The 19,657-nt window shown below is 70.2% G+C and carries 17 protein-coding genes; 14 read left to right on the plus strand and 3 right to left on the minus strand.

The genetic code is table 11. The features are described 5' to 3' along the window. Positions 1-78: 78 nt before the first annotated feature. The 3 genes from ACAV_RS05300 to ACAV_RS24495 form a co-directional block, all read right to left on the minus strand. Positions 79-1,356 carry a C4-dicarboxylate transporter DctA gene (locus ACAV_RS05300; RefSeq protein WP_013593546.1) on the minus strand — a complete coding sequence of 426 codons (1,278 nt, stop codon included), beginning with the start codon at positions 1,354-1,356 and terminating at the stop codon, positions 79-81. 168 nt (positions 1,357-1,524) lie between these two features. Then, complete coding sequence (locus ACAV_RS05305) at positions 1,525-3,447, minus strand: asparagine synthase-related protein (protein ID WP_013593547.1); 1,923 nt, start codon at positions 3,445-3,447, stop codon at positions 1,525-1,527. Between the two features lie 36 nt (positions 3,448-3,483). Further along, a complete protein-coding gene (locus ACAV_RS24495) occupies positions 3,484-3,639 on the minus strand; it encodes a hypothetical protein (protein WP_013593548.1) in 156 nt (51 codons plus the stop codon). 430 nt (positions 3,640-4,069) lie between these two features. On the opposite strand from ACAV_RS24495, the gene ACAV_RS05310 reads away from it, so the two are divergent. The 14 genes from ACAV_RS05310 (at position 4,070) to ACAV_RS05375 (ending at position 19,654) form a co-directional block, all read left to right on the plus strand. Then, positions 4,070-4,351 carry a PqqD family protein gene (locus ACAV_RS05310; protein ID WP_013593549.1) on the plus strand — a complete coding sequence of 94 codons (282 nt, stop codon included), beginning with the start codon at positions 4,070-4,072 and terminating at the stop codon, positions 4,349-4,351. 13 nt (positions 4,352-4,364) lie between these two features. After that, complete coding sequence (locus tag ACAV_RS05315) at positions 4,365-5,273, plus strand: phosphoenolpyruvate carboxykinase (ATP) (RefSeq protein ID WP_041828588.1); 909 nt, start codon at positions 4,365-4,367, stop codon at positions 5,271-5,273. Further along, positions 5,270-6,103, plus strand: coding sequence for a sulfotransferase domain-containing protein (locus ACAV_RS05320; protein WP_013593551.1), 834 nt, complete (start codon positions 5,270-5,272; stop codon positions 6,101-6,103). Before ACAV_RS05315 ends, ACAV_RS05320 begins: the two co-directional genes overlap by 4 nt. Further along, positions 6,093-7,250, plus strand: coding sequence for a nucleotidyltransferase domain-containing protein (locus ACAV_RS05325; RefSeq protein WP_041828590.1), 1,158 nt, complete (start codon positions 6,093-6,095; stop codon positions 7,248-7,250). Before ACAV_RS05320 ends, ACAV_RS05325 begins: the two co-directional genes overlap by 11 nt. A 126-nt stretch (positions 7,251-7,376) precedes the next feature. Continuing rightward, positions 7,377-7,853: a lasso peptide biosynthesis B2 protein gene (locus ACAV_RS05330; protein ID WP_041828591.1), complete on the plus strand. Its 477-nt coding sequence runs from the start codon at positions 7,377-7,379 to the stop codon at positions 7,851-7,853. Continuing rightward, positions 7,850-9,604 carry an ABC transporter ATP-binding protein gene (locus ACAV_RS05335; protein ID WP_013593554.1) on the plus strand — a complete coding sequence of 585 codons (1,755 nt, stop codon included), beginning with the start codon at positions 7,850-7,852 and terminating at the stop codon, positions 9,602-9,604. The genes ACAV_RS05330 and ACAV_RS05335 overlap by 4 nt, the downstream gene beginning before the upstream one ends. 148 nt (positions 9,605-9,752) lie before the next feature. After that, complete coding sequence (locus ACAV_RS05340) at positions 9,753-11,006, plus strand: hypothetical protein (RefSeq protein ID WP_013593555.1); 1,254 nt, start codon at positions 9,753-9,755, stop codon at positions 11,004-11,006. Beyond that, on the plus strand, positions 11,003-11,959 hold the full coding sequence (locus ACAV_RS05345; protein ID WP_013593556.1) for an NAD-dependent epimerase/dehydratase family protein: 957 nt from the start codon (positions 11,003-11,005) through the stop codon (positions 11,957-11,959). The genes ACAV_RS05340 and ACAV_RS05345 overlap by 4 nt, the downstream gene beginning before the upstream one ends. 99 nt (positions 11,960-12,058) lie before the next feature. After that, complete coding sequence (locus tag ACAV_RS05350) at positions 12,059-12,802, plus strand: TylF/MycF/NovP-related O-methyltransferase (RefSeq protein WP_013593557.1); 744 nt, start codon at positions 12,059-12,061, stop codon at positions 12,800-12,802. Further along, positions 12,799-14,145, plus strand: coding sequence for a hypothetical protein (locus tag ACAV_RS05355; RefSeq protein ID WP_013593558.1), 1,347 nt, complete (start codon positions 12,799-12,801; stop codon positions 14,143-14,145). The genes ACAV_RS05350 and ACAV_RS05355 overlap by 4 nt, the downstream gene beginning before the upstream one ends. A 52-nt stretch (positions 14,146-14,197) precedes the next feature. Beyond that, positions 14,198-16,039, plus strand: coding sequence for an asparagine synthase (glutamine-hydrolyzing) (asnB, locus tag ACAV_RS05360; RefSeq protein ID WP_013593559.1), 1,842 nt, complete (start codon positions 14,198-14,200; stop codon positions 16,037-16,039). A gap of 21 nt (positions 16,040-16,060) precedes the next feature. Further along, positions 16,061-17,062: a class I SAM-dependent methyltransferase gene (locus tag ACAV_RS05365; protein WP_013593560.1), complete on the plus strand. Its 1,002-nt coding sequence runs from the start codon at positions 16,061-16,063 to the stop codon at positions 17,060-17,062. Then, positions 17,049-18,305 (plus strand): hypothetical protein, encoded by a 1,257-nt coding sequence (locus ACAV_RS05370; RefSeq protein ID WP_013593561.1) that lies wholly within the window; start codon positions 17,049-17,051, stop codon positions 18,303-18,305. The genes ACAV_RS05365 and ACAV_RS05370 overlap by 14 nt, the downstream gene beginning before the upstream one ends. After that, on the plus strand, positions 18,302-19,654 hold the full coding sequence (locus ACAV_RS05375; protein ID WP_013593562.1) for a membrane protein: 1,353 nt from the start codon (positions 18,302-18,304) through the stop codon (positions 19,652-19,654). Before ACAV_RS05370 ends, ACAV_RS05375 begins: the two co-directional genes overlap by 4 nt. Positions 19,655-19,657: the final 3 nt, after the last annotated feature.

Here is a 19,657-nt window from a genome sequence, read left to right on the forward strand (position 1 = left end):
AAGCGCTTCGATTACACCGCAGAAGGTTTCTTTTGTTTACGTAAAACGCCGGACTGTTGCAAAAATGCGGCCCGGCAGTCAGGCCACCGGAGGCACGTCCTCGCCGTCGAGCACGGCCCGGGCGCGCTCCCGGTCGATGTCGCCTTCCCAGGCGGCGATGGCGACCGTCGCCACGCAGTTGCCCACCAGGTTGCCCAATGCCCGGGCGATGCCCATGAACCAGTCCACCGACAGCACCAGCACCAGGCCGATGGCAGGAATGGCCGGGATGGCGTGCAGCGTGGCCGCCAGCACCACGATGGCCGAGCCCGGCACGCCGTGCGCACCCTTGGAGGTGACGAGCGAGATCGCGAGGATGGTCAGCAGGTCGGTCATGCTGATCGGCGTGTTGGTCGCCTGGGCGATGAACACGGCCGCGAGCGTGATGTAGATGGAGAACGCGTCCAGGTTGAACGAGTAGCCGGTGGGAATCACCAGGCCCACGGTGGAGTCGCGCACGCCCATGTGCTTGAGCTTGGCCATGATCTGCGGCAGCACGCTGTCGGACGAGGTGGTGGCGAACACCACGGCCAGTTCCTCGCGCAGGTAGCGCAGCAGCTTGAACAGGCTGAAACCCGAGAAGCGCATGATGAGCCCGAGCACGACCACCACGAACAGCGCCACGGCCAGGTAGAACAGCCCCACCAGCATGCCGAGCTGCTTGAGCGAGCCGATGCCGTACTTGCCCACGGTGAAGGCGATGGCGCCCAGCACGCCCAGGGGCGCGAGCTGGATGATGAGGCCCATGGCGCGGAACAGCACCACCGAGAAATCCTCGATGAGCCCGGCCACGCGGGCGCCGCGCTCGCCGACCAGCGCCAGCGCGCAGCCGAAGACGATCGAGAACAGCAGCACCTGCAGCACGTCGCCGGTGGAGAAGGCGCTCACCGCGGTGGTGGGGATGAGCTTGAGCAGGAAGTCGCTGAAGCCGCCGCCCGAAAGCTTGTTCGCCGTGTCCGTATAGGCGCTGAGCGCCGAAGCGTCCAGCGCGCGCGGGTCCACGTTCATGCCTACGCCGGGCTCGAACACGAAGGCCAGCACCAGGCCCAGGGCCAGCGCGACGGTGGTGACCACCTCGAAGTAGATCAGCGACTTGATGCCCACCCGGCCCACGCGCTTCAGGTCCCCCGTGCCGGCGATGCCGTGCACCACCACGCAGAACACCACCAGCGGGATCAGCATCTTGATGAGCTTGATGAACCCGTCGCCCAGCGGCTTGAGCTGCACGGCCCACTGGGGCCACAAAAGGCCCACGGCGATGCCGGCCACGAGGGCCAGCACGACGCGGCCGAACAGGGTGCGGAAAAGGAAATGCATGGAAAACCCCCGGGGATGGGCGCGATTTCTTGTGCGCCAGTCTTGCATACAAAAAATGTAGACAGTAAATGGCCGAGCCTGATGCGGGTAATCCCTGGTTACGTGTCGCCCAGGCGAAAAAAAGCCGGGCATGTGCCCGGCCTCGGCGATGGCGGTGATGAAGGACGCTCAGGCGTTGCTTTCATGCCATGCCAGGAAGCCGCCCATCTGCAGGCCATGCCCCAGCATCTGGAGGTACTCTTCGCGCCGCGGTTCGGCGGCCTGGGCGTCGTGCGGCCATCGGTCCATCAGTGCCTGCAGCCGCGGCAGGTCGAGCACCCGGCTGGCCAGGGCGGAACCCCGCAGAGCGTCGAGCTGCTGCTGCATGGCCGTGCGCTGGGCGCTCAGGCGGGCGAACCAGTCGCCGTGCTGCACGCCCACCTGCCGGTTGGCATGGATCTCCGGCGGAGCGCCGCGCGCGGCCAGCAGGCGCCGCGGCAGGGAGCGACTGACGCCGTCGCGCAGGAACTGGTCCAGCGGCAGGCTGCCGAAGAATTCGATGACCCGCCGGTCGGCGAGCGGCATGCGGAAATCCACGCCCGTCATGGCACGAACCGTGCCCCACACATCCATCGCAGAGGCATGGCCGAGCAGCCATTCACGCAGGACGTGGACGGAGTAATGGCTTCCTCCCAGGCGCAGCCGGTAGCGGTCCTGGTCCATATCGCGGTGCAGGCCGATGTCGCGGGCCCAGTCCACCCGGATCGCCGCATGCTGTGTCCAGGCCTCGCGTGGAAGACGGTGCCAGAGCCGCAGCACGGACATCGGCGCGAAGGGGCGCACCACATGGCGCTGCACCGCCTTGCGCAAGGAGAGTCCTTCGGAGCGCGCCAGGGCCCGCGTCTCCTGCGCCAGGCAGGCCCACTGTCCGCCCCGCAGCAGTTCCGGCAGGCGGACCCGTCCGTCGAAACTGAAGAAGGAGTTCCCCATTTCCCCCCCCAGCAGCACGTTGCCTCCACGCGAGCGCAGGAAGCGGTTGAGCGGGAAGAACCAGCCCATGTTCAATGGCGAGCGCACTGGCTGGCCATGCTCCTGCCACCAGCGCTCGGCGCTGTGTTCGCCCCAGTCGCCGCCGTCGTCGCCGACCACGTGCCATTCGATGCCGGGATGGGCGGCGGCCAGCAGCCGTGCCCGGGAGAATTCCTCGTAGTAGTGCGTTGTGTTGTCTGCCGCGGTCGCGGCCTGCGGCTTGCGCGTGAGGGCCAGCAACGGGGCGGGGGCCAGTTGCCGTGCAGCCGACAATACGATGGAGCCGCTGTCGAGCCCGCTGGTGAGGCATGCCCCCACGGGCCTGCAGGAGCGCAATGCATCGGCCACCGCGCGGTCCAGGACTTCGGCGGCTGCGGCCTCGACTTCGGCATCGCTGCCCAGCCGCAGGGAACCCGCTTCCGGCAGTGACCACCAGCGCTCGGCCTGCGTGGTGTCCGCCGTCAGGTGCAAGGCCTGGCCTGGCAGCACCCGATCGATGGCACGGTAGATGGTGCGCTGCGGCCGGCGGCGGTCCATGATCAGCTGATCGGCCAGCGCCCGTTCGTCCAGGTCCCTGGGGATGCCAGGCAATGCCAGCAAGGCCCGCAGCCGGGTCGAGAATGCGATCATGCGCGGGCCGCGGTGGATGAACAGCGAGTACATGCCGATCGGGTCGCGCGCCAGCATCAGGTGCCGGCGGTCCGGACGGTACCAGGCCAGAGCGAAGGTGCCGTACAGCCGGGGCAATGCTCCGGTGTTCCAGCGTTGCAGCGCTTCCGCCAGCAGGAGGCCGTCCGGCTGCGAAGCCGAGAACGGCGGGCCGAGCGAGCCCGCAAGCTCTGCCCGCGCCGCGAGCGAGACATTGGCCGCCAGCACGGCGCCTCCGGATCCTGCGTACGGCATCGCCTCGTCTTCATCTTCCGGCGTGAAGAAGTGCTGCCGGTGCACGATGGCGATGTCGCCGCCGTGCCAGACCCGTGCGGGACCTGTGTCCCGCGCCTGCAGTGCGCAGCCCAGCCGTTCGACCATGTCCGGCGGTACGGCTCGCCCATCCAGGTGCCAGACGCCGGCGAAATCGCTCATCGACGTCCGAGCCGGTGACGGCCGAGCAGAGAGCGCTCAGGAGCCGGTGAAGGTGCCACCACCATCATCCCCGCCCCTTGTGCCGTTCTCGGTTCGATCCATCGAAAGGAAAGACACGACGGGCGTGGTCCATGGCTTGCGCGCTGGCTGCTGGAGCAGTTCTGCGGAGATCGAGGATGCGTCGTCGTTCATGGGTTGCCTTTCCTGGGCTTGGGGTACGTGCGGTGGGGGCCGGAGCGCGCCGTGCATCTTAAATGGCATCGCTCTGCCGGTGGCTCGGCAGTACCGCTTGTTTTTCCTCTCTACCCATCCGTCCTGCTGGCGGCCGCCTGCGTTGCCGGCCGCGCATCGGAATGCATGCATTGGGCGGCCTTGTGACTATGAACCCGGTGGAGTGTGCCCTGGCTCCGATGGCGCCTGCAGAAGGGCATGGGGTTGCTGTACCGCGCATTGCGCGACAAAGAGGGCCGCGGCTATGCCCACTGGTCGGGCCGGACCACCGGCGGCTCAAGGATCAGGCCGGCGGCGAAGCGGTTTCCGCCACCTGGTGATGGCGCGTCGGTAGAATTTCCCGACGGCGCTCACCCGGGCGATGTCCACCTTTCCGAGGAAGATGTAGCGGATGAACGTTGAACCGGAGGCACTGATTGCCCAAGCGCCCGACAGCCTCGCCGCGGAGATGGGTGAGGAACTGGTCATCATGATCGCCGAGCGCGGGACGTACCTGGCGCTGGATCCGGTCGGCCGCGATGTCTGGACGTGCATTGCCCTGCCCTGCACCTTCTCGTCGCTGTGCGACCGCCTGCAGGCCATCTATGCGGGAGAACGGGCGGTCATCGAGGCCGACGTGGCCGCGCTGCTCGGCAAACTGCAGGAAGCCGGTGCCGTGGAGATACGCCGGTGAAGAAGCGCTGCGCATGAGTGTTCACCATTACCAGGTGTGCGGCTGGCATGTCCGCAGCGGCATGGAGTTGCCCGAGCTTCCCGCGTGGACCGGATCCGGTGCAGAGCCCGGGGACATCTTCATCGAGGAAGGGTCGGTGCCCGGCGGGCCCGGAACCGCCACGCCGGGATCGCCCTGGCTGGAGGTGGGCGGGGACGGGGCGGTCCTCATGCAGATCCCCGGCCTGGTGCGCATCCATGTCCAGGGCGGGCGAACCATGCGCGTGGAGCGGCTGTGCCCCGGCGATGCGGGCTGGCGCCTGTTCCTGCTCGGGTCGGCGCTGGCCTGCCTGTGCCTGCAGAGGGGGCTGTTCCCCCTGCATGCCGCCTGCCTGCGCGTCGGGTCGCGCACGCTGGCCATTGCGGGCCACAGTGGCGCCGGCAAGTCCACGCTGGCGGCCGCGCTGCTGCGGCGCGGCCATGGGCTGCTCGGCGACGACCTCACCGTGCTGGATGTCTCCGCCAGCAACGGCCGCATCCAGGTGCTGCCGGCATTCCCGCGCCTCAAGCTCTGGGGCGAGGCCATGGATGCACTGGGGATGGACGGTAGCGGGGTGCCGAAGGTGCGGGACGGCCTGGATAAATACGACCTGCGTTCGCAGACGGGTTTCGATCCCCGGCCCGTGCCACTGGATGCCGTTCTCGTGCTGCGCGAAGGCGCCGGTCCGGAACTGCGGCCACTGTCGCCCGCCGCCGCGGTACCCGTTCTTCACGGCCTGCTGTCGAGGGGGAAGGCGGCAGTGCAAATGGGGCTGCAGGCCTCCACGTTCGCGCAGGCCGCATCCGTCGGCCGCACGGTGCCGGTCTGGACACTGCAGCGTCCGCGCCGCTTCGATGCGCTGGACGCCACCGCCGATCTGATCGAGACCCACTTCGGTCCATGACGCGCCGCGGCATCTACTGGATCGCCTCGTATCCCAAGTCCGGCAATACCTGGGTGCGGTGCCTGATCGCGAGCCTGCTGTCCGGTGGCGCATCCGTGCGCCTGGACAGGCTGGTCGATGCCGTGCCCAGTTCGGCCCCCCGGGCCTGGATCGAAGCCAGCATCGACATCGACAGCGCCGACATGCTGGGCGGCGAACTGAGGGCGATGCGTGCACAGGCACACCGGGACGAAGGCTCCCGGCGCCTTTGCATGCTCAAGGTCCATGACCGCTGCGACGCGGACCTTTTCCCCCAGGAGGTGTCATTGGGGTCGGTGTACATCGTGCGTGATCCCCGCGACGTGGCGCCGTCCTGGGCGGACCACATGGGAGTGGATGTGGATACCGCCATCGCGCGGATGGCTGACGGCGAATGGACGGTCGGCCGCGGCATTTCCTCGCTCCGCCTTCAGGTGCCGCAGCGGTACGGATCGTGGTCCGGGCACGTGGTGTCCTGGCTGGACTGTGCGCCGGCACCCCGGCTGCTGCTGCGCTACGAAATGCTGCAGGCCGACCCTGCGGGTGAAACCACACGGCTCGCGCGGTTCCTGGGATTGCCGGCGGATGCGGATTGTGTGGCCCGCGCGGTGCAGGCATGCGATTTCGGCACGTTGCGCGACATCGAGGAGCGCGAAGGTTTCGTCGAGCGCCAGAAAGGCCAGCCGCGCTTTTTCCGCCAGGGGCGGTCTGGTGCGTGGCGCACGGCGCTGCAGCCCGGGCAGGTGGACCGTATCGTGGAAGCGCATGGGGCCGTGATGCGCAGGCTGGGCTACGTTGCCGATGCGCTGTGATGCCTGGTCCCCCGCGTTCTGCTGCCTGTTGGCGCTTTGGCGGGGAGATGCGTGCGTTGAAGCATGCGCTGCGGTGGAGGACGGGGCATTCGTGCGTGCCCTGGCCCGGCACCGGCTGGCCCTGGCGCTGCCGGACGCAGGCCGGCTCGATGCCGGCTTTCCCCCGGCGTTGCGCGCGGTATTGCGCGATCGCCAGCGCCGCATGGCTTTGCGTGCCTTGCAGCATGCATCGGCACTGCGCGGCATTGCCGATGCACTGCGGGCTGCGGGTATCCGGTACTGCCTGGTGAAGGGGCAGGGCTATGCGGCGCTGTTCGGCGATCCCCTGCGCCGCGAGGCGAGCGACATCGACGTGCTGGTCGATCCGGAGAGCATCGCCCGGGCACTGCCGCCGCTGCAGGCACTCGGCTATCAGCCCGACTCCGCGGCGGTGGCGGACCTGGACCGCTACGGCATCCGCCACCATGACCTGCCGCTGCGCCATGCCGCCACGGGGGTGGTGGTGGAACTGCACCAGCGGCTCGCCAACCGGCGGAGCCAGTTCCGCCTTGAAGGGACAGTACTGTGGGAGCGGCATGTCACCACGGTGCGGCTGGGCGGAACCGACGTTCCTACGCTGGCACCACCTGCCGCCGTGGCCTATGCCGCATTCCATGGCACCAAGCACCACTGGCACCGTGCCTTCTGGCTGGTGGACATGGCCCTGGCGTTGCGCAGTACCACGCTGGACTGGGACGCCACGCTCGCGCTGGCCCGTCAGTTGGGCGTGGAGCGTTCCCTGGCGATGGCCGCGCTGCTCGCGGAGGCCACACTGGGCGTGGAGGTGCCTGCCGTGCTGCGCCGGCAGACCGGGTTGCTGCACGCGGCCCGTCCAGCGGCCGAGGCGCTGCTGCCGCACCTGGATGCGCTGGGCTCCGACCGCGGCGCGGAACTGGCGGCGCGGATGGGCGTGGTCCGTTACGTGCGATGGCTTCTGTCGCTGCAATCGGGCTGGCGCGGGCGCGTGCGGTTGATTCCGGTCCTGCTGGCCCCCACCGACGACGATCGCGCCGCGCTGGCTCTGCCCCGCCGGCTGGAGTGGGCCTACCCGGTGGTGCGGGTTCTGCGGCTGGCTGCGCGCCACCTCGCCAGGCGCCGGCGCGGCTGACGGTGCGAGGCCACCGGGATGCAGCGTGTTTCTCCTGCGTTGTGCGGACACTCCGTATCCGCTGTAATGCGTGGCACTCCCTCCATGGCGGCGTGCCGCCCCATTCCTCCGAACGGATGTTCCTGCGTGTCTGATGTGCTGCCCCTGCGGCGCCTGCGTGCGTTCCTGCGCCTGCCGCGTTTCGAGCGCGGCCTGTTCTTCCCGGCCTGGCTGCTGCTGGGGCTCGCGCGGGCGGCCGTGCTCTGCCTGGGGTTCCGTCGGATCGCGCCCTGGCTGGGGCGCCCGGTCGCCGAGCCACCGCCCCTGCCATCCCTGGATGAGCGCGGGGGGCGACGCGCCCAGCAGATCGGGCGCACATTGCGCCTGTGCGCGCGGCACACGCCCTGGCAGTCGAACTGCCTGGCCCAGGCGCTGGCGGCGCGCTGCCTGCTTGGACTGTTCGGGATTCCCCATGTGGTGTGTTTCGGGGTGGCGCGTTCGGACGCATCGCAATTGCAGGCGCATGCCTGGGTCATCGCGGGGCGGGGATTCGTGACCGGTGGAGTCGGCGCACAGCGCTTCACCCGCACGGGATGCTTCGTCGTCGGCGCGGAGGGCGCGTGACGGGGCCGTGGAGTGCATTGGCGCGGCTCCTGGCCTGGGCACCTGCGCGCCGGCGCCTGGTGCTTTTCCTGTTGATGCTGATGGCAGGCGCCACGGAAGGCATCGGCGTGCTGTTGCTGGTGCCCCTGCTGGGGGTGTTGCAGGGCGAAGCGGTGGAAGCATCGGGTACTGTCGCGCGCGGCGTCGTCCATGCCGCGGCATCGCTGGGCCTGCCGTCGGGCGCGCCACTGCCGCTGCTGGCTTTGTTCTGCGGGCTGGTCCTGCTGCGCAACGCGGTCCAGTATGCGCGGGAGTGCGCCGCTACGCGGCTGCAGCAGCAGGTGGCGGACCGGCTGCGCGAGGCCAGCTTCTCGACACTGCTCGGCGCGCAGTGGCGCTGGGTGGTCGCGCAGCGCACGGCTGAGCAGGCGAACCTCCTGCTCAGCGACGTTGCGCGCATCGGCATCGGCCTGGGCCATGGCATGGGCATGCTGGCGTCGCTGGCCACCGCCGCGGTGTACCTGCTGGCCGCGTTCACGCTGCACTGGAAGCTGGCGCTCGCCTGCGCCCTGGGCGGCGCGCTGCTGCTGGTGCTGCTGGCCGGGCACCGGCGCGGCGTGATGGCCCTGGGGCGGCAGCTCACCGTGGCCAGCCAGCGCCTGCATGCCAGCCTGCACGACAGCCTGGCCGGGTTGCGGCTGGCCAAGATCCTGGGTGCGGAGGTGCGCTACCGGGCCTGGATTGCCGGCGACGCGGGCAGGCTGCGCGACCAGCAGCTGCGCTTCGCCACCGGGCTGAGCCTGTCCAAGGCCCTGCTGCACAGCGCCGGCGCTCTGCTGCTGGCGGCCTATGTGTACCTGGGTCTGCGGGTGTGGGCCGTGCCGGTGGCCGAGCTGCTCACGCTGGTGCTGGTGTTCGCCCGCCTCCTGCCCTTGCTGGCGATGGGCCACCAGCAACAGCAGATGTGGCTGCACGCGGCGCCAGCCTTCGCCGGGGTGGAGCACCAGCTGGCCGAGGCCCGCGCCTGGGCCGAACCCGAAGGGGATGCCCAGGAGGCGGTGCCCACCGCGCGGACGGCGATCGCCCTGCGCGGCGTCGGGGTGCGCTACGAAGGCCGTGCGGTCCGGGCGCTGGACGATGTCTCGCTGGCGTTCCCCGTGCGGACGACCACCGCCATCGTCGGCGCCTCCGGTGCCGGCAAGAGCACCCTGGCGGACGTGTTGTGCGGATTGCTGGGCCCCGACGAGGGAGCGCTGGAAGTCGATGGCGTGCCGCTGGACGCCCGTGCGCGCCGTGCCTGGCGGCGTGCCGTCGCCTATGTGTCGCAGGACACCTTCCTGTTCAACGACAGCGTGCGCGGCAACCTGTTGCTGGCCGCGCCCGATGCCGATGACGAGGCATTGCGACGCGCCCTGGAACAGGCCTGCGCGCAGTTCGTGCATGCGCTGCCGCAGGGGTGGAACACGGTGGTGGGGGAGCGCGGAGCTCAGTTGTCCGGCGGCGAGCGGCAGCGCATCGCGCTGGCACGCGCGCTGCTGCAGCGCCCGGCGCTGCTGATCCTCGACGAAGCGACCAGCGCGCTGGACCACGACAACGAAGCGCGCGTGCGCGAGGCCATCGAGCGGCTGCACGGCGATTTGACCGTGGTCGTCATCGGCCACCGGCTCGCCCTGCTGGAGCGGGCGGACCGTGTCGTGCTGCTGGAGCGGGGACGCATCCGCATGCAGGGGCGCTGGGACGATGTAGCGCCGCACTGGATGGGTGCGCGGTGACAATGCATGCCGTATGCACCGTGCCGTATGGTACAACCGGCCTCGGCCCACCGCCGTTGGCTGGTGTGTTGAATTGCCCGGGGGGCGGGCACCATGCCGGCGCAGCCTCCTGGCGTCCCGGGACGCCGCCACTGACCCTATACCCGCAATGAACGAAGTGCATGAGCAAAGCAGCGATGTGTCGCTGGGTGACCTGCTGCTGGAGCTGCTGCGCTTCTATCGGGACTTCGGCCTGCTGCTGGTCCCGATCGCGCTGGTCGCCGCGCTGGTGGCCGGTGGGCTGGCTCTGCGGAACCCGCTCTACGGCACCACCGCGCTGCTGGAAACGCCGCAGATGTCGCTGGACCAGTGGCGCAGGCTGCAGCCCATGCTGTCGGACCGCCAGCTGGTGGCGGCCTCGCTGGCCGATGCCTCCGTGCCCGACGGCGTGGCTCCCCGGCTGCAAAGGCTGTTCCAGCAGCCGCGCTACTGGAGCACGCGGGTGGGCTACCGCAGCACGGTGGGGCGGGACGACATCCGCGAGCAGATCAACATCGATCCCAAGAAAATCGGGGCCCTGGGGCTGGAGGTCTCGCTCAATGTGCGCGACGAGGCCGCTGCGGCGCAGCAGTTCTCCGTGATCGCATCGCACATCCGCCAGGTCATGCTCTGGGGCGACCTGCGCGAATACCTGGACCGGCTGCGGCAGGAGGTGCTGGAGCAGCGCTCGCAATTGCAGATCGAGCAGATCCGCCGGCAGTTCGCCATCGAGCAGGGCCAGAGGCAGGTGGAGGACATGCAGCGGCTGCTGCAGCAGTATCCGGAATTGCGCCGCAGCGATGTGAACACGGTGGTGTCGGTGGGCGACGGCGGCGGGCGGTACCTGTCGCCGTTGTCCCAGATCGTGGCGCTGGAATCCACCATGTCCGATGCTCGGTCGCAACTGCGCAAGGGGGTGCGCGAACTGGAGCAACTGGAGTGGAAGCAACGTTTCCTGGATCGCGTCGATGCGCGCCTGGATGGGCTGGCCTCGGGCAAGGAACTGGCCCGCTGGATGGAGCAGTGCCTGGCCGGCCTGTTCCCCGCCGATACCGCGGAGAACACGGCGCAGCGGCAGGCCGGCAGCGAGATCCGGATGAACCTGGAGCAGTCGCTCTCCCGGGCCGGGCAGCTGCGCTACAAGGCTTCGCCGGCGCTGCCGGTTGCACCGCTGCCATCGCGGCGCCCTGCCTTCGTCGCTGCGGCGGTATTCGCCGGTACGCTCCTCGCCCTGTCCATGGCATTGGCGAGCTATGTGGCACTGCGCCGTGCGGGCAGGGCGCCGGGGACCTGGTCCGCCCGCCAGGATCCGCTCTTCGCCTGGCTGCCGGAGCGCCTGCGGCGCAGGCTGCCGGAGGGTGGGGCACGGGGGAGCAACGCATGAGGCGGGTGCTGGTGACCGGCGCGGCCGGCATGATCGGGCGGCGGCTGGTCGCCGTGCTGCAGCAGCGCGGCGACGCCGTCGCGGGCCTGGACGATCTGTCGAGCGGCATGGCGATGCCTCCGGGGCTGGAGGCTGCAGCAGTGGCGGATGTGCGCGACACCGCCGCGGTCACGTCGATGCTGCGCGATCTCCGGGCCGATGCGCTGGTGCACCTGGCCGCCGTGCACCACATTCCCACCTGCGAGATGCGGCGCATGCACTGCCTGCAGGTGAATGTGGTGGGAACCGAAAGCGTGCTGCAGGCGGCGGGCGAGGCGGATGTGCGGCAGGTGGTGATCGCTTCCAGCGGCGCGGTGTACGCCTGGGGTTGCGAAGCGCTGGCGGAAGACCACAGCCCCACGGAGGCGCGCGACAACTATGCGCTGTCCAAGCTGTGCAACGAGGGCCAGCTGCGCCTGTGGTGCGGCCTGGGCGCCGGGCGCCGCGGCCGCGTCGCGCGCCTGTTCAACTGCATCGCGCACGACGATCCGAACGCACACCTGATTCCCGACGTGCTGGCGCAGATCAACGCCGATCCGTCGGCGGAGCCGCTGCTGCGGCTGGGCAACCTGGAACCGCGCCGGGATTACATGCATGCCGACGAGGCCGCGGCGGGACTGGCGGCATTGCTCGACGATCCCCGTGCCGACACGGCATTCGATGTGTTCAACCTGTGCTCGGGCGTGGAGCATGCGGTGGGTGAACTGGTGTCGGAGATCGGCGCGCTCATGGGGCGCACGCCCCGTGTCGAGGTGGATCCGAAGCGCCAGCGTCCCCACGACCGGGCCCACCAGCTGGGCGATCCGGCCAAGGCGGCGGCGCTGCTGGGCTGGAACACCCGCTGGACCCTGCGCGAGGCGTTGCGGCGCACGCTGGAGCCCGGCAGCGACGGGGCCGCCCGGCCGAGCGTGTGAGCATGCCGGACTCCGTCAACCGTTGCGCTCTGCCATATCCGTCGTGAGACAGGCGGAATGCAGTCGTGCCCGAACCCAGGCGAACCAAGGAGTTCCACGTTGTCCCTGACACCCCTCGAGCGTCTCAAGCTCGCCTACCGGCGTCTTCGGGTGGGAGCCAACCTGCACCGCAATGACGCCCTGGGCGCGCTCTACCGTGCCTGGGCCTACGTGCATGCCACCCAGCTCGCCGGGGACTATTACGAGTTCGGCGTGTACCGCGGCAACAGTCTGGCCCACTCCTGGCTGTGCTACCGGCACCAGCGCCAGCGCATGGAGCGCAATGCCGGATTGCCGTTCCGCCATCAGGGGACGGTGCTCGATTTTCTCGCCCGGCCGCCCCGGTTCCATGGCTTCGACACCTTCGCGGGCATGCCGGCCAACGACGAAGGGGAGGACACCCTGGCCACGGGCAGCTTTCTGGCGGCGCAGTCCCAGGCCATGGCGCGGTGTAGGGCGGCAGGCTTGCGTGCCCCGGATCTGGTGCTGGTGCCCGGGCTGTTCTCCGACAATGCCGGAGCCATCGGCAGCACGCAGGCGGCGATCGTGCATCTGGACTGCGATCTGTATGCCTCGGCCCGGGACGCCCTCGCGCTGATCGAGCCGCGGCTGGTTCAGGGCAGCGTGCTGCTGTGCGACGACTACGACCTGTTCCAGGCCGACCGGCAGCGCGGCGAGCGCCGGGCCCTGCGGGAATGCGCGGAGCGCTCCGGCATCGAGTTTGAGCCGTGGTTCGCCTATGGCGCGGCATCGCGTGCCTTCCTCTGCCATGTTCCGCAGTCGACGCCGCCTTCCCGCCCATGAACGGTTCTGCCCGGATGCGCGCCGGGTTTCTTGCGGGCGCCGCCCTGTATGCGCTCGGGCAGGGCTGCACGCTGCTGTTCCAGTGGCTGCTGCTCCGCCAGTTCGGAATGCACGGCTACGGAGTGGTCGGGTTGGCGCACCTCGGGCTGCTGACCGTGCTGTTCCTGGCCGATCTCGGCTATGCCTCGCTGTTCCTGCGCGAAGACCCGGCTTCGGCGGGCTGGGCGGTTCGGTGGCGCCAGGCGCTCTGGCACCGGCTGCTGGCCACGCTGGTGCTGGACCTGGCATGGGTGGCGGGCGCCTGGTGGCAGTGGCACGGCCAGGGCGCAGGTTTCGCCTACCTGCTGGCCGTGCTGCCGGCCACGCTGCTGGGGCTGGTCGGCTATTCCGCTCCCTTGCTCGCGCAAGGGCGGCGGCTGGCCGGGTTCTGCGTGCAGCAGGTGGCGATGCCTGTGGCGATCGTGGCCTGGCTGGCATTGCGCGACCAGCCGGGGTGGGAGGGCGGCATGGGCGCCGGCATGGCGGTGAGCCTGGGGTATCTGGTCCAGGCGATCGCCAACATGGCTGTGTTCGGAGCGCAGCCAGGCCTGCTGAGGCCGGCGCTGAATGGGGGAGGGCCCATGCTGGGTGCCGCGCTGCGGCTCTCGGCGCTGGGTATCACCGGCACGTTGCACGACCGGCTGACGCCCTTCCTGCTCGCTTCAGTGGCGCCCGCATTCCTTCCGGTGTATCTGTTCCTGGGCTACCTGGTCAATGGTGCGAGCGGTGTTTTCAACCAGTTCAACCGGCTTTTGCTGGCGGATGCCCGCAACGATCCCGCAGCCCGCTGGACGCGCGCGCTGGTGTCGCTGGTGCTGGGGCTGTCCGCGCTGGGTGCCCAGCTGCTGCTGCTGGCCGTCGCGGCGTGGGGAACCCCTGCGCAGCAGGTCTGGCTGCCCTGGGCGATGCCGGTATTGGCGGCCGGCGCGGTCGTCCTGTTTTCCGGCGTGCTGTCGGCACAGCTGATCGGACGCCACCGCGAGAGCGCGTTGCTGCGGATCCTGGTGTGCGGTCTGGTGTGCAGCGCACTGCTGCAGCTGGCCGCGGCCGCCTGGCCTGCGCCGCTGATGCTGCTGTGGGGGCGATTGCTGTGTGTGCTGGGCATCGCCGTCGCGTGCCTGCGCCTGTGTGGCTTGCGCCTGCGCGCTGGTGGCCATGCGGCGCTGCTGTCGATGCTCCTGGCTGCAGCACCCTGGCTGGGCACTGCCGGGTGGCTCCTGGCCGCAGCGCTGCTGGTGCCGGCGGCATGGGGCGCCTGGCGCCATCGCAGCCTGCTGCGCCCGGCGGCGGAGGCCGCTGCATGACCTGCACCACCATCACCCGTGGCCCTGCAGCCCCACGCTTGGGGATACCATCATGTGCGGCATAGTCGCGCTGCGCAGCTTCGTTGACGGTGCGCCGCTGCGGGCGCGGGCGGAGAGCGCGCTCGCAGCGCTGGCCCGGCGGGGCCCGGACGCGCAAGGCCTGCTGTGCCTGGATCTGCCGGCACCGACCGCGCTCGGCCACCGTCGCCTGTCCATCCTCGACCTGAGCAGCGCCGCCACCCAGCCCATGCGTTGCCCGGACACCGGCAACGTGGTGGTGTTCAACGGCGAAATCTACAACTTCCTGGAGCTGCGCGCGGAACTGGAAGGGCTCGGCCACCGGTTCCGTACCGACAGCGACACGGAAGTGATCCTGCACGGCTGGCGCGCCTGGGGGGAGGGATTCTTCCCACGCTGCAACGGCATGTGGGCGGTGGTGCTGCTGGAGCAGGAGACGGGCGACCTGGTCTATTGCCGCGACCGCCTCGGCGTGAAGCCGCTCTATCTGCACCACGACGGGCGGCAACTGGTGCTGGGCAGCGAGATCCGTGCGATCGCCGCCGCGCTGGGCGGACACCCCGCGCCGAATCTGGGGGCGATCTTCGATTTCCTGGTCGCAGGCCTGTCCGACCACCGCGGCGAGACCTTCTACCAGGGCATCCACCCGGTGCCTCCCGGCTGGCTGTACCGTGTGTCGCCGACAGGGCGCAGCACGAAGCGCGCCTACCACCGGTGGCCGCATCCCGGGGAAGGGCCGCCGCTCGATGCCGCCACGGTGCGCTCGCTGCTGCAGGATGCCACGCGCCTGCGGCTGCGCTCCGACGTCCCGAGCGTGACCCTGCTGTCTGGCGGCCTCGACAGTTCCATCCTGACGCGCATCAGCCTGCAGGCGGGTGCTGCGCCGCGCACCTGCTTCGACGGAGCCTTCACCTACGGGTACAGCGATGCGGCGCACGCCGGCTTCGACGAGGTCGGCGCAGCGGCCGCGTCGATGGCCGAATGGGGCCACGCCGACCGCCACCACGTGCACCGCGCGCGTGCACTGCCGGACGTACACGAACTGCAGTCGCTGGTGGAGGCGCAGGAAGAGCCTTTCTGCACCCCATCCATCCTGGCCAGCTTCCGGATGTACCGGGCGATCCGCGAGGCAGGCTATAAGGTCGTGCTCAATGGCGAGGGCGCGGACGAACTGTTCGGCGGCTACGTGCGGCTGTACCTGGCGCTGTCCGCGCGCAGCGCGCTGCGCGGGTTGAAGCTTCCCGCGCTGGCGCGGCTGCTGGCCGGCGGCGCGGTGGATGCGCGGCTGCTGCTCAACCGGCTGGCCTGGGATCTTCCGGTCGGGCCGCTCGGCGCACTGCTGCGGCAGCAGCGGCCGAGTGTGGCCAGCATGTCGGCGGCCCTGTGGCATGACCAGGCGATCCGACTGCAGGCCCTGCAGTCGGATCGCCGCGGCGATGTGCAGGCGCGCCTGCGTGGCGACGTGCTGGCGACCAACCTGCCGATGGTGCTGCGCATGACCGACCGCAACAGCATGCATTCCGGCGTGGAGGTGCGGGCGCCCTTCCTGGACTACCGGCTGGTGGAGCGGGCTCTCGCCACGTCCGCGCACCTGCGCATGGGTGACTATCACGGCAAGGCGCTGCTGCGGCAGGCCTTCGCCGCCGATGTGCCGCCGCGCATCGTGGGCCAGCGAAAAAGCACGGGTTTCGGCCACGCCGAGCAGTTCCTGGTGGACCGCATGCCGCTGCAGGAGGTCTTGGCGTCGCTTCCGCAGGGCCTGGGCGATTTTCTCGACCTGCCGCGGCTGCGCCGCGAGCTGGCCGGTGGGCGCGCCCACAGCACGCTGTGGTTCGCGGTGTCGGTCGCGCTCTGGTACCGGAGCGTGTATGCGTAGCCGCCAGGCAGGGAGAAGACCATGATGGCATCGGAGTGGGCGCCGGATGACGGCCGCTGCCGCTGCTGCGGTGCGACATGCGCGCAGCGCTCCGTCTGGCCCGAGGTGTATGCCGGCAGCGGCCAGGAGCTGCGCCGCTGCGGTTGGTGCGCCGCGGCGTATCTGGCTCCGGATTTCACCGAGGAATCGCTGGCACGGTTCTATGCGGGCGACTACCGAAGGCTGTTCCCGGCGGAGGTGCCTTGGCGCAGCGAGGAGCGGTTCTTCGCCTGGCGCGGCGACCGTCCCATCGCCCGGCAGCGGCTGGCGCGCATCGCTCCTGCACTGGTCCACGGCGCACGCCTGTTCGAGGTGGGGTCGGGATTCGGGGCGTTCCTTGGCGCGGCTGCGGCGCAGCGGCCGGATCTGCAGTTGTCGGCCAGCGAGCCCGACCTGGTGCACCGGGAGCGCCTGCTCGATGGTGCGAAAGTGCGTTTCCTGCCGCGGTGGCAGGCGCTGGCTGGCGGCGAAGCCGATGCCGTGGTCGCCTTCCACGTGTTGGAGCATCTGCCGGACCCGCGGGCTTTTCTGGAAGACCTGGGGCATATCCTTGCACCGGGAGGGCACGCCTGGATCGAGGTGCCGGACGTGATGAGCGGCTGGCGTTCGCGCAACTACGTGCATCCTGCGCATCTCAGCTATTTTTCTGCGCCGCTGCTGCGGCGGCTGGCTGTCGCTGCCGGCCTGGAGGTGGTCCATTGCGGCGCATGGCAGGGTGGCGGGGTGCTGGCGGAAAACCTGTGGGTGCAGTTGCGGCGCCCGGACGCGGGCTGCGCTCCCGTCCCCATGGAGCCTGCGTCCGCGGAGGAAATCCACCACCTGGACGCGCGCCTGGACAGCGTGCGCTGGGGTGTGCAGGACCGCGTACGGCGACTGCTCAAGCGTGCGGTCGTGCGCCTGCTCGGCAGCGGGCTGCCCGGCGAACTGCAGCGCTGGAAGAACCGCCGGCGCATGGTGCGAGAGGAGGGCAATGCGGTTTCCTGAATTCCGGCAGGCCTTGCTTGTCCAATACGGCGAAGAAGCCGCCGACACGCGCCACGAGGCCTATTTCCTCGCACGCCGGGGGCGGATGGCCGTGCTGCGCGCCCTGCTTGCGGCAGTACGCGATGCGTGGCTCTGCGGCCGGTTGCCGGAGCGCCCGGCTCCGCTCGCCGGCTGGGTGGCACTGGCCACGCTGCCGGGCTCTAATGGTTGGGGGGCGCTGGCGCCGTGCGTGGCCGATCTGGCTCGGCTTGGCATCGCCTGCGCGGTGGTGGTCCATCCGCGCCTGCGCGGGCAGGTCGCTGGCCAGGTACCCGCGCGGCCGTCCGCCCAGGCCTGGCGGCATGCGCTCGGCGCATGGCGGCTGAGACCGGTGCGGGACGGCGTACTGGTGGCATCGCCCTGGCTGGTGCGTAGCTGCGTGTTCCGGCAGCGCCTCTGGCGCGGTGCGTGGGAGCGGACATTCGATGCCGGCGCGTGCGGAACGCTGCTGTTGCATAACGATTTCGATATGTATGCCGTGGCTGCACAGCGTGCCGCCGGGGCCCGCTGGCGCAGCGTGTGCGTCCAGCATGGCCTGCCCACCGATGAGTTCTTTCCGGTGCATGCGCAGCGCCATCTGCTGTGGGGGCCGAGCAGCGCCGAGGTGTACTCCCGGCACGGCGTCGCCACGCAAGCGCTGGGTTATGGCCCGGCGCGCATGCTTTCTCCTGCCGCCGGGGCGCAGGCGCCCACGGCCCTGTACCTGGTTTCGCAGACCCACACGCCGATCTACGGACGGCCGCTCGCGGAGGATTTCCTGGCCCTGGCCCGGCACCTCGTCCGGGACCGACCGGGAGGGCTCGCGCTGCAGATCCTGCTGCATCCGGAGGAGGTGCGCCGGGGGCATCCCTACCAGGGAACGGAACTGGCCCCGCTGTGCCGGCCGCCTCCGCATGCGGCGCTGGCAGCGGACGGCCCGCCGGCCGTGGTGGCGGGCTTTTGCTCTTCCGCACTGATGGACGCGGCGGTCCGCGGCCATTACGTGATCGGCATGGACTGGCCCGCGCCCGGGTCGGCCGATGCCCAGGCGGTGGGGCGCCCCTCGGCGCAGGTGGCGGACCCGGGCGCCCTGGGGTTTCTTGTCCGCAACCTGTGCCATGAGGCCGGGGCACGCACCGCTTTCCTGGAGCGGCAGCACCTGTGGCTGCAGCGCAGCTTCGCCGCCGATCCCGCATGGCCGCGGCGCCTGGGAGGCGAGCCATGAAGCGGCTGGGACTGGTGCTGTTCATCGTGTCGATCCACGCGGGCGACTTCCTGGTGGCCTGGCTGTACGGCGGCGGCGCGTGGCCGGAGGCCGCGCTGCTGCGGCCCGCCCGCGACGCAGCGGTGGTGGCGCTGGCAGGCCTGTGCCTGCTCACCGTGCGCATGCCCAGGGCCTTGCTGGTGCAAGTGCTGTGTTTCTGCGCCCTCGCTGCCGCGCATGCGCCGGCCGGATACCTGCACGGTCTGCCGGCCGGCATCGTGCTCGGGTCCCTGGGCATCGTGCTCGTGCCGATGCTGTTCCTGCTGGCCGGGCATGTCTGCATGCCGCATTCACAGGACCTGCGCCTCGCCGTGCGTTGCCTGGTCTGGCTGGGCGTGGCCAGTGCCGCCTTCGGTGCGTGGGATGTGGCCCATACGGACTTCTGGGTCCACGGCGTGCGGCTGCCGGAGTATCTTTTCAATATCAAGGGCGTGCAGCCCGATGGCACCGAAAGGGACACCGGCCTGCCCTGGAACTTTTTCGGCGGCGAAGCCATGGAGCGCCGTGCGGGTGGCCTGCTGGCCGCGCCGCTGGCCCAGGGCCAGTTCCTGGTGACCGCGGCCCTGGCCGCGTTGGCGCTGTGGCAGCGCCGCTGGCCGTGGCGCGCCCTGCTGGCGTGCGCCGGCCTGCTGGCCGGCGTGTGGATGTCCGGCACCCGTGGCGCGATGCTGGCCGGTATCGTCGCCGTGATGGGCTACCTTCTGACATCGAAGGGATTGGTCCGGTCCGCGGCCGCGCGGCTCTTCCTGGCGGGAGTGGTGCTCGCGGCATTGGCGGCCGCTTCCGTCGGCATCGTGGTGGCCTCCGTGAACTTCCGCGACGGCTCCACGATCGGCCATTGGCTGGCGCTGCAGCGCAACCTGGCCGAGCTGCACCAGGTGCTGCTGCTGGGCGGGGGGGTGGGGCGCCAGAGCGCGCTGGCGGCCCGCCAATCGCTGGCCGACCTGGGTGGCGGAGAAGGCGCGCTGTTCAGCATCGCCTACCAGATCGGGATACCCGGCGCGTTGCTGTTCCTGTCCATCGTGGGCTGGTGCCTGCGCCGGTTGTGGGGGGCCTACCGGCTGCAGCGCGACCCCGTGCTGCTGGCGGCTTTCTGGCTGCTTTGCGGCATCATGACCACCTTCGTTTCCTCGGAAAACGGGCTGACCGTTTCGGGGGCGGGCGGATTCTGGTTGCTGCTCGGCGGCGTGCTGCGCCATGCCGCTGCCGCCAGGACCGCGGTGCCCGGGGTGTTCCCCCGGGAGGCACCAGTTTCCGGGGCTCCGGCTGGAGCGCGGGGGCGTCAGCCGGCTGGCGGAACAGGGGGATGAGCC

Source organism: Paracidovorax avenae ATCC 19860 (genome assembly GCF_000176855.2).
Lineage (GTDB): Bacteria > Pseudomonadota > Gammaproteobacteria > Burkholderiales > Burkholderiaceae_C > Paracidovorax > Paracidovorax avenae.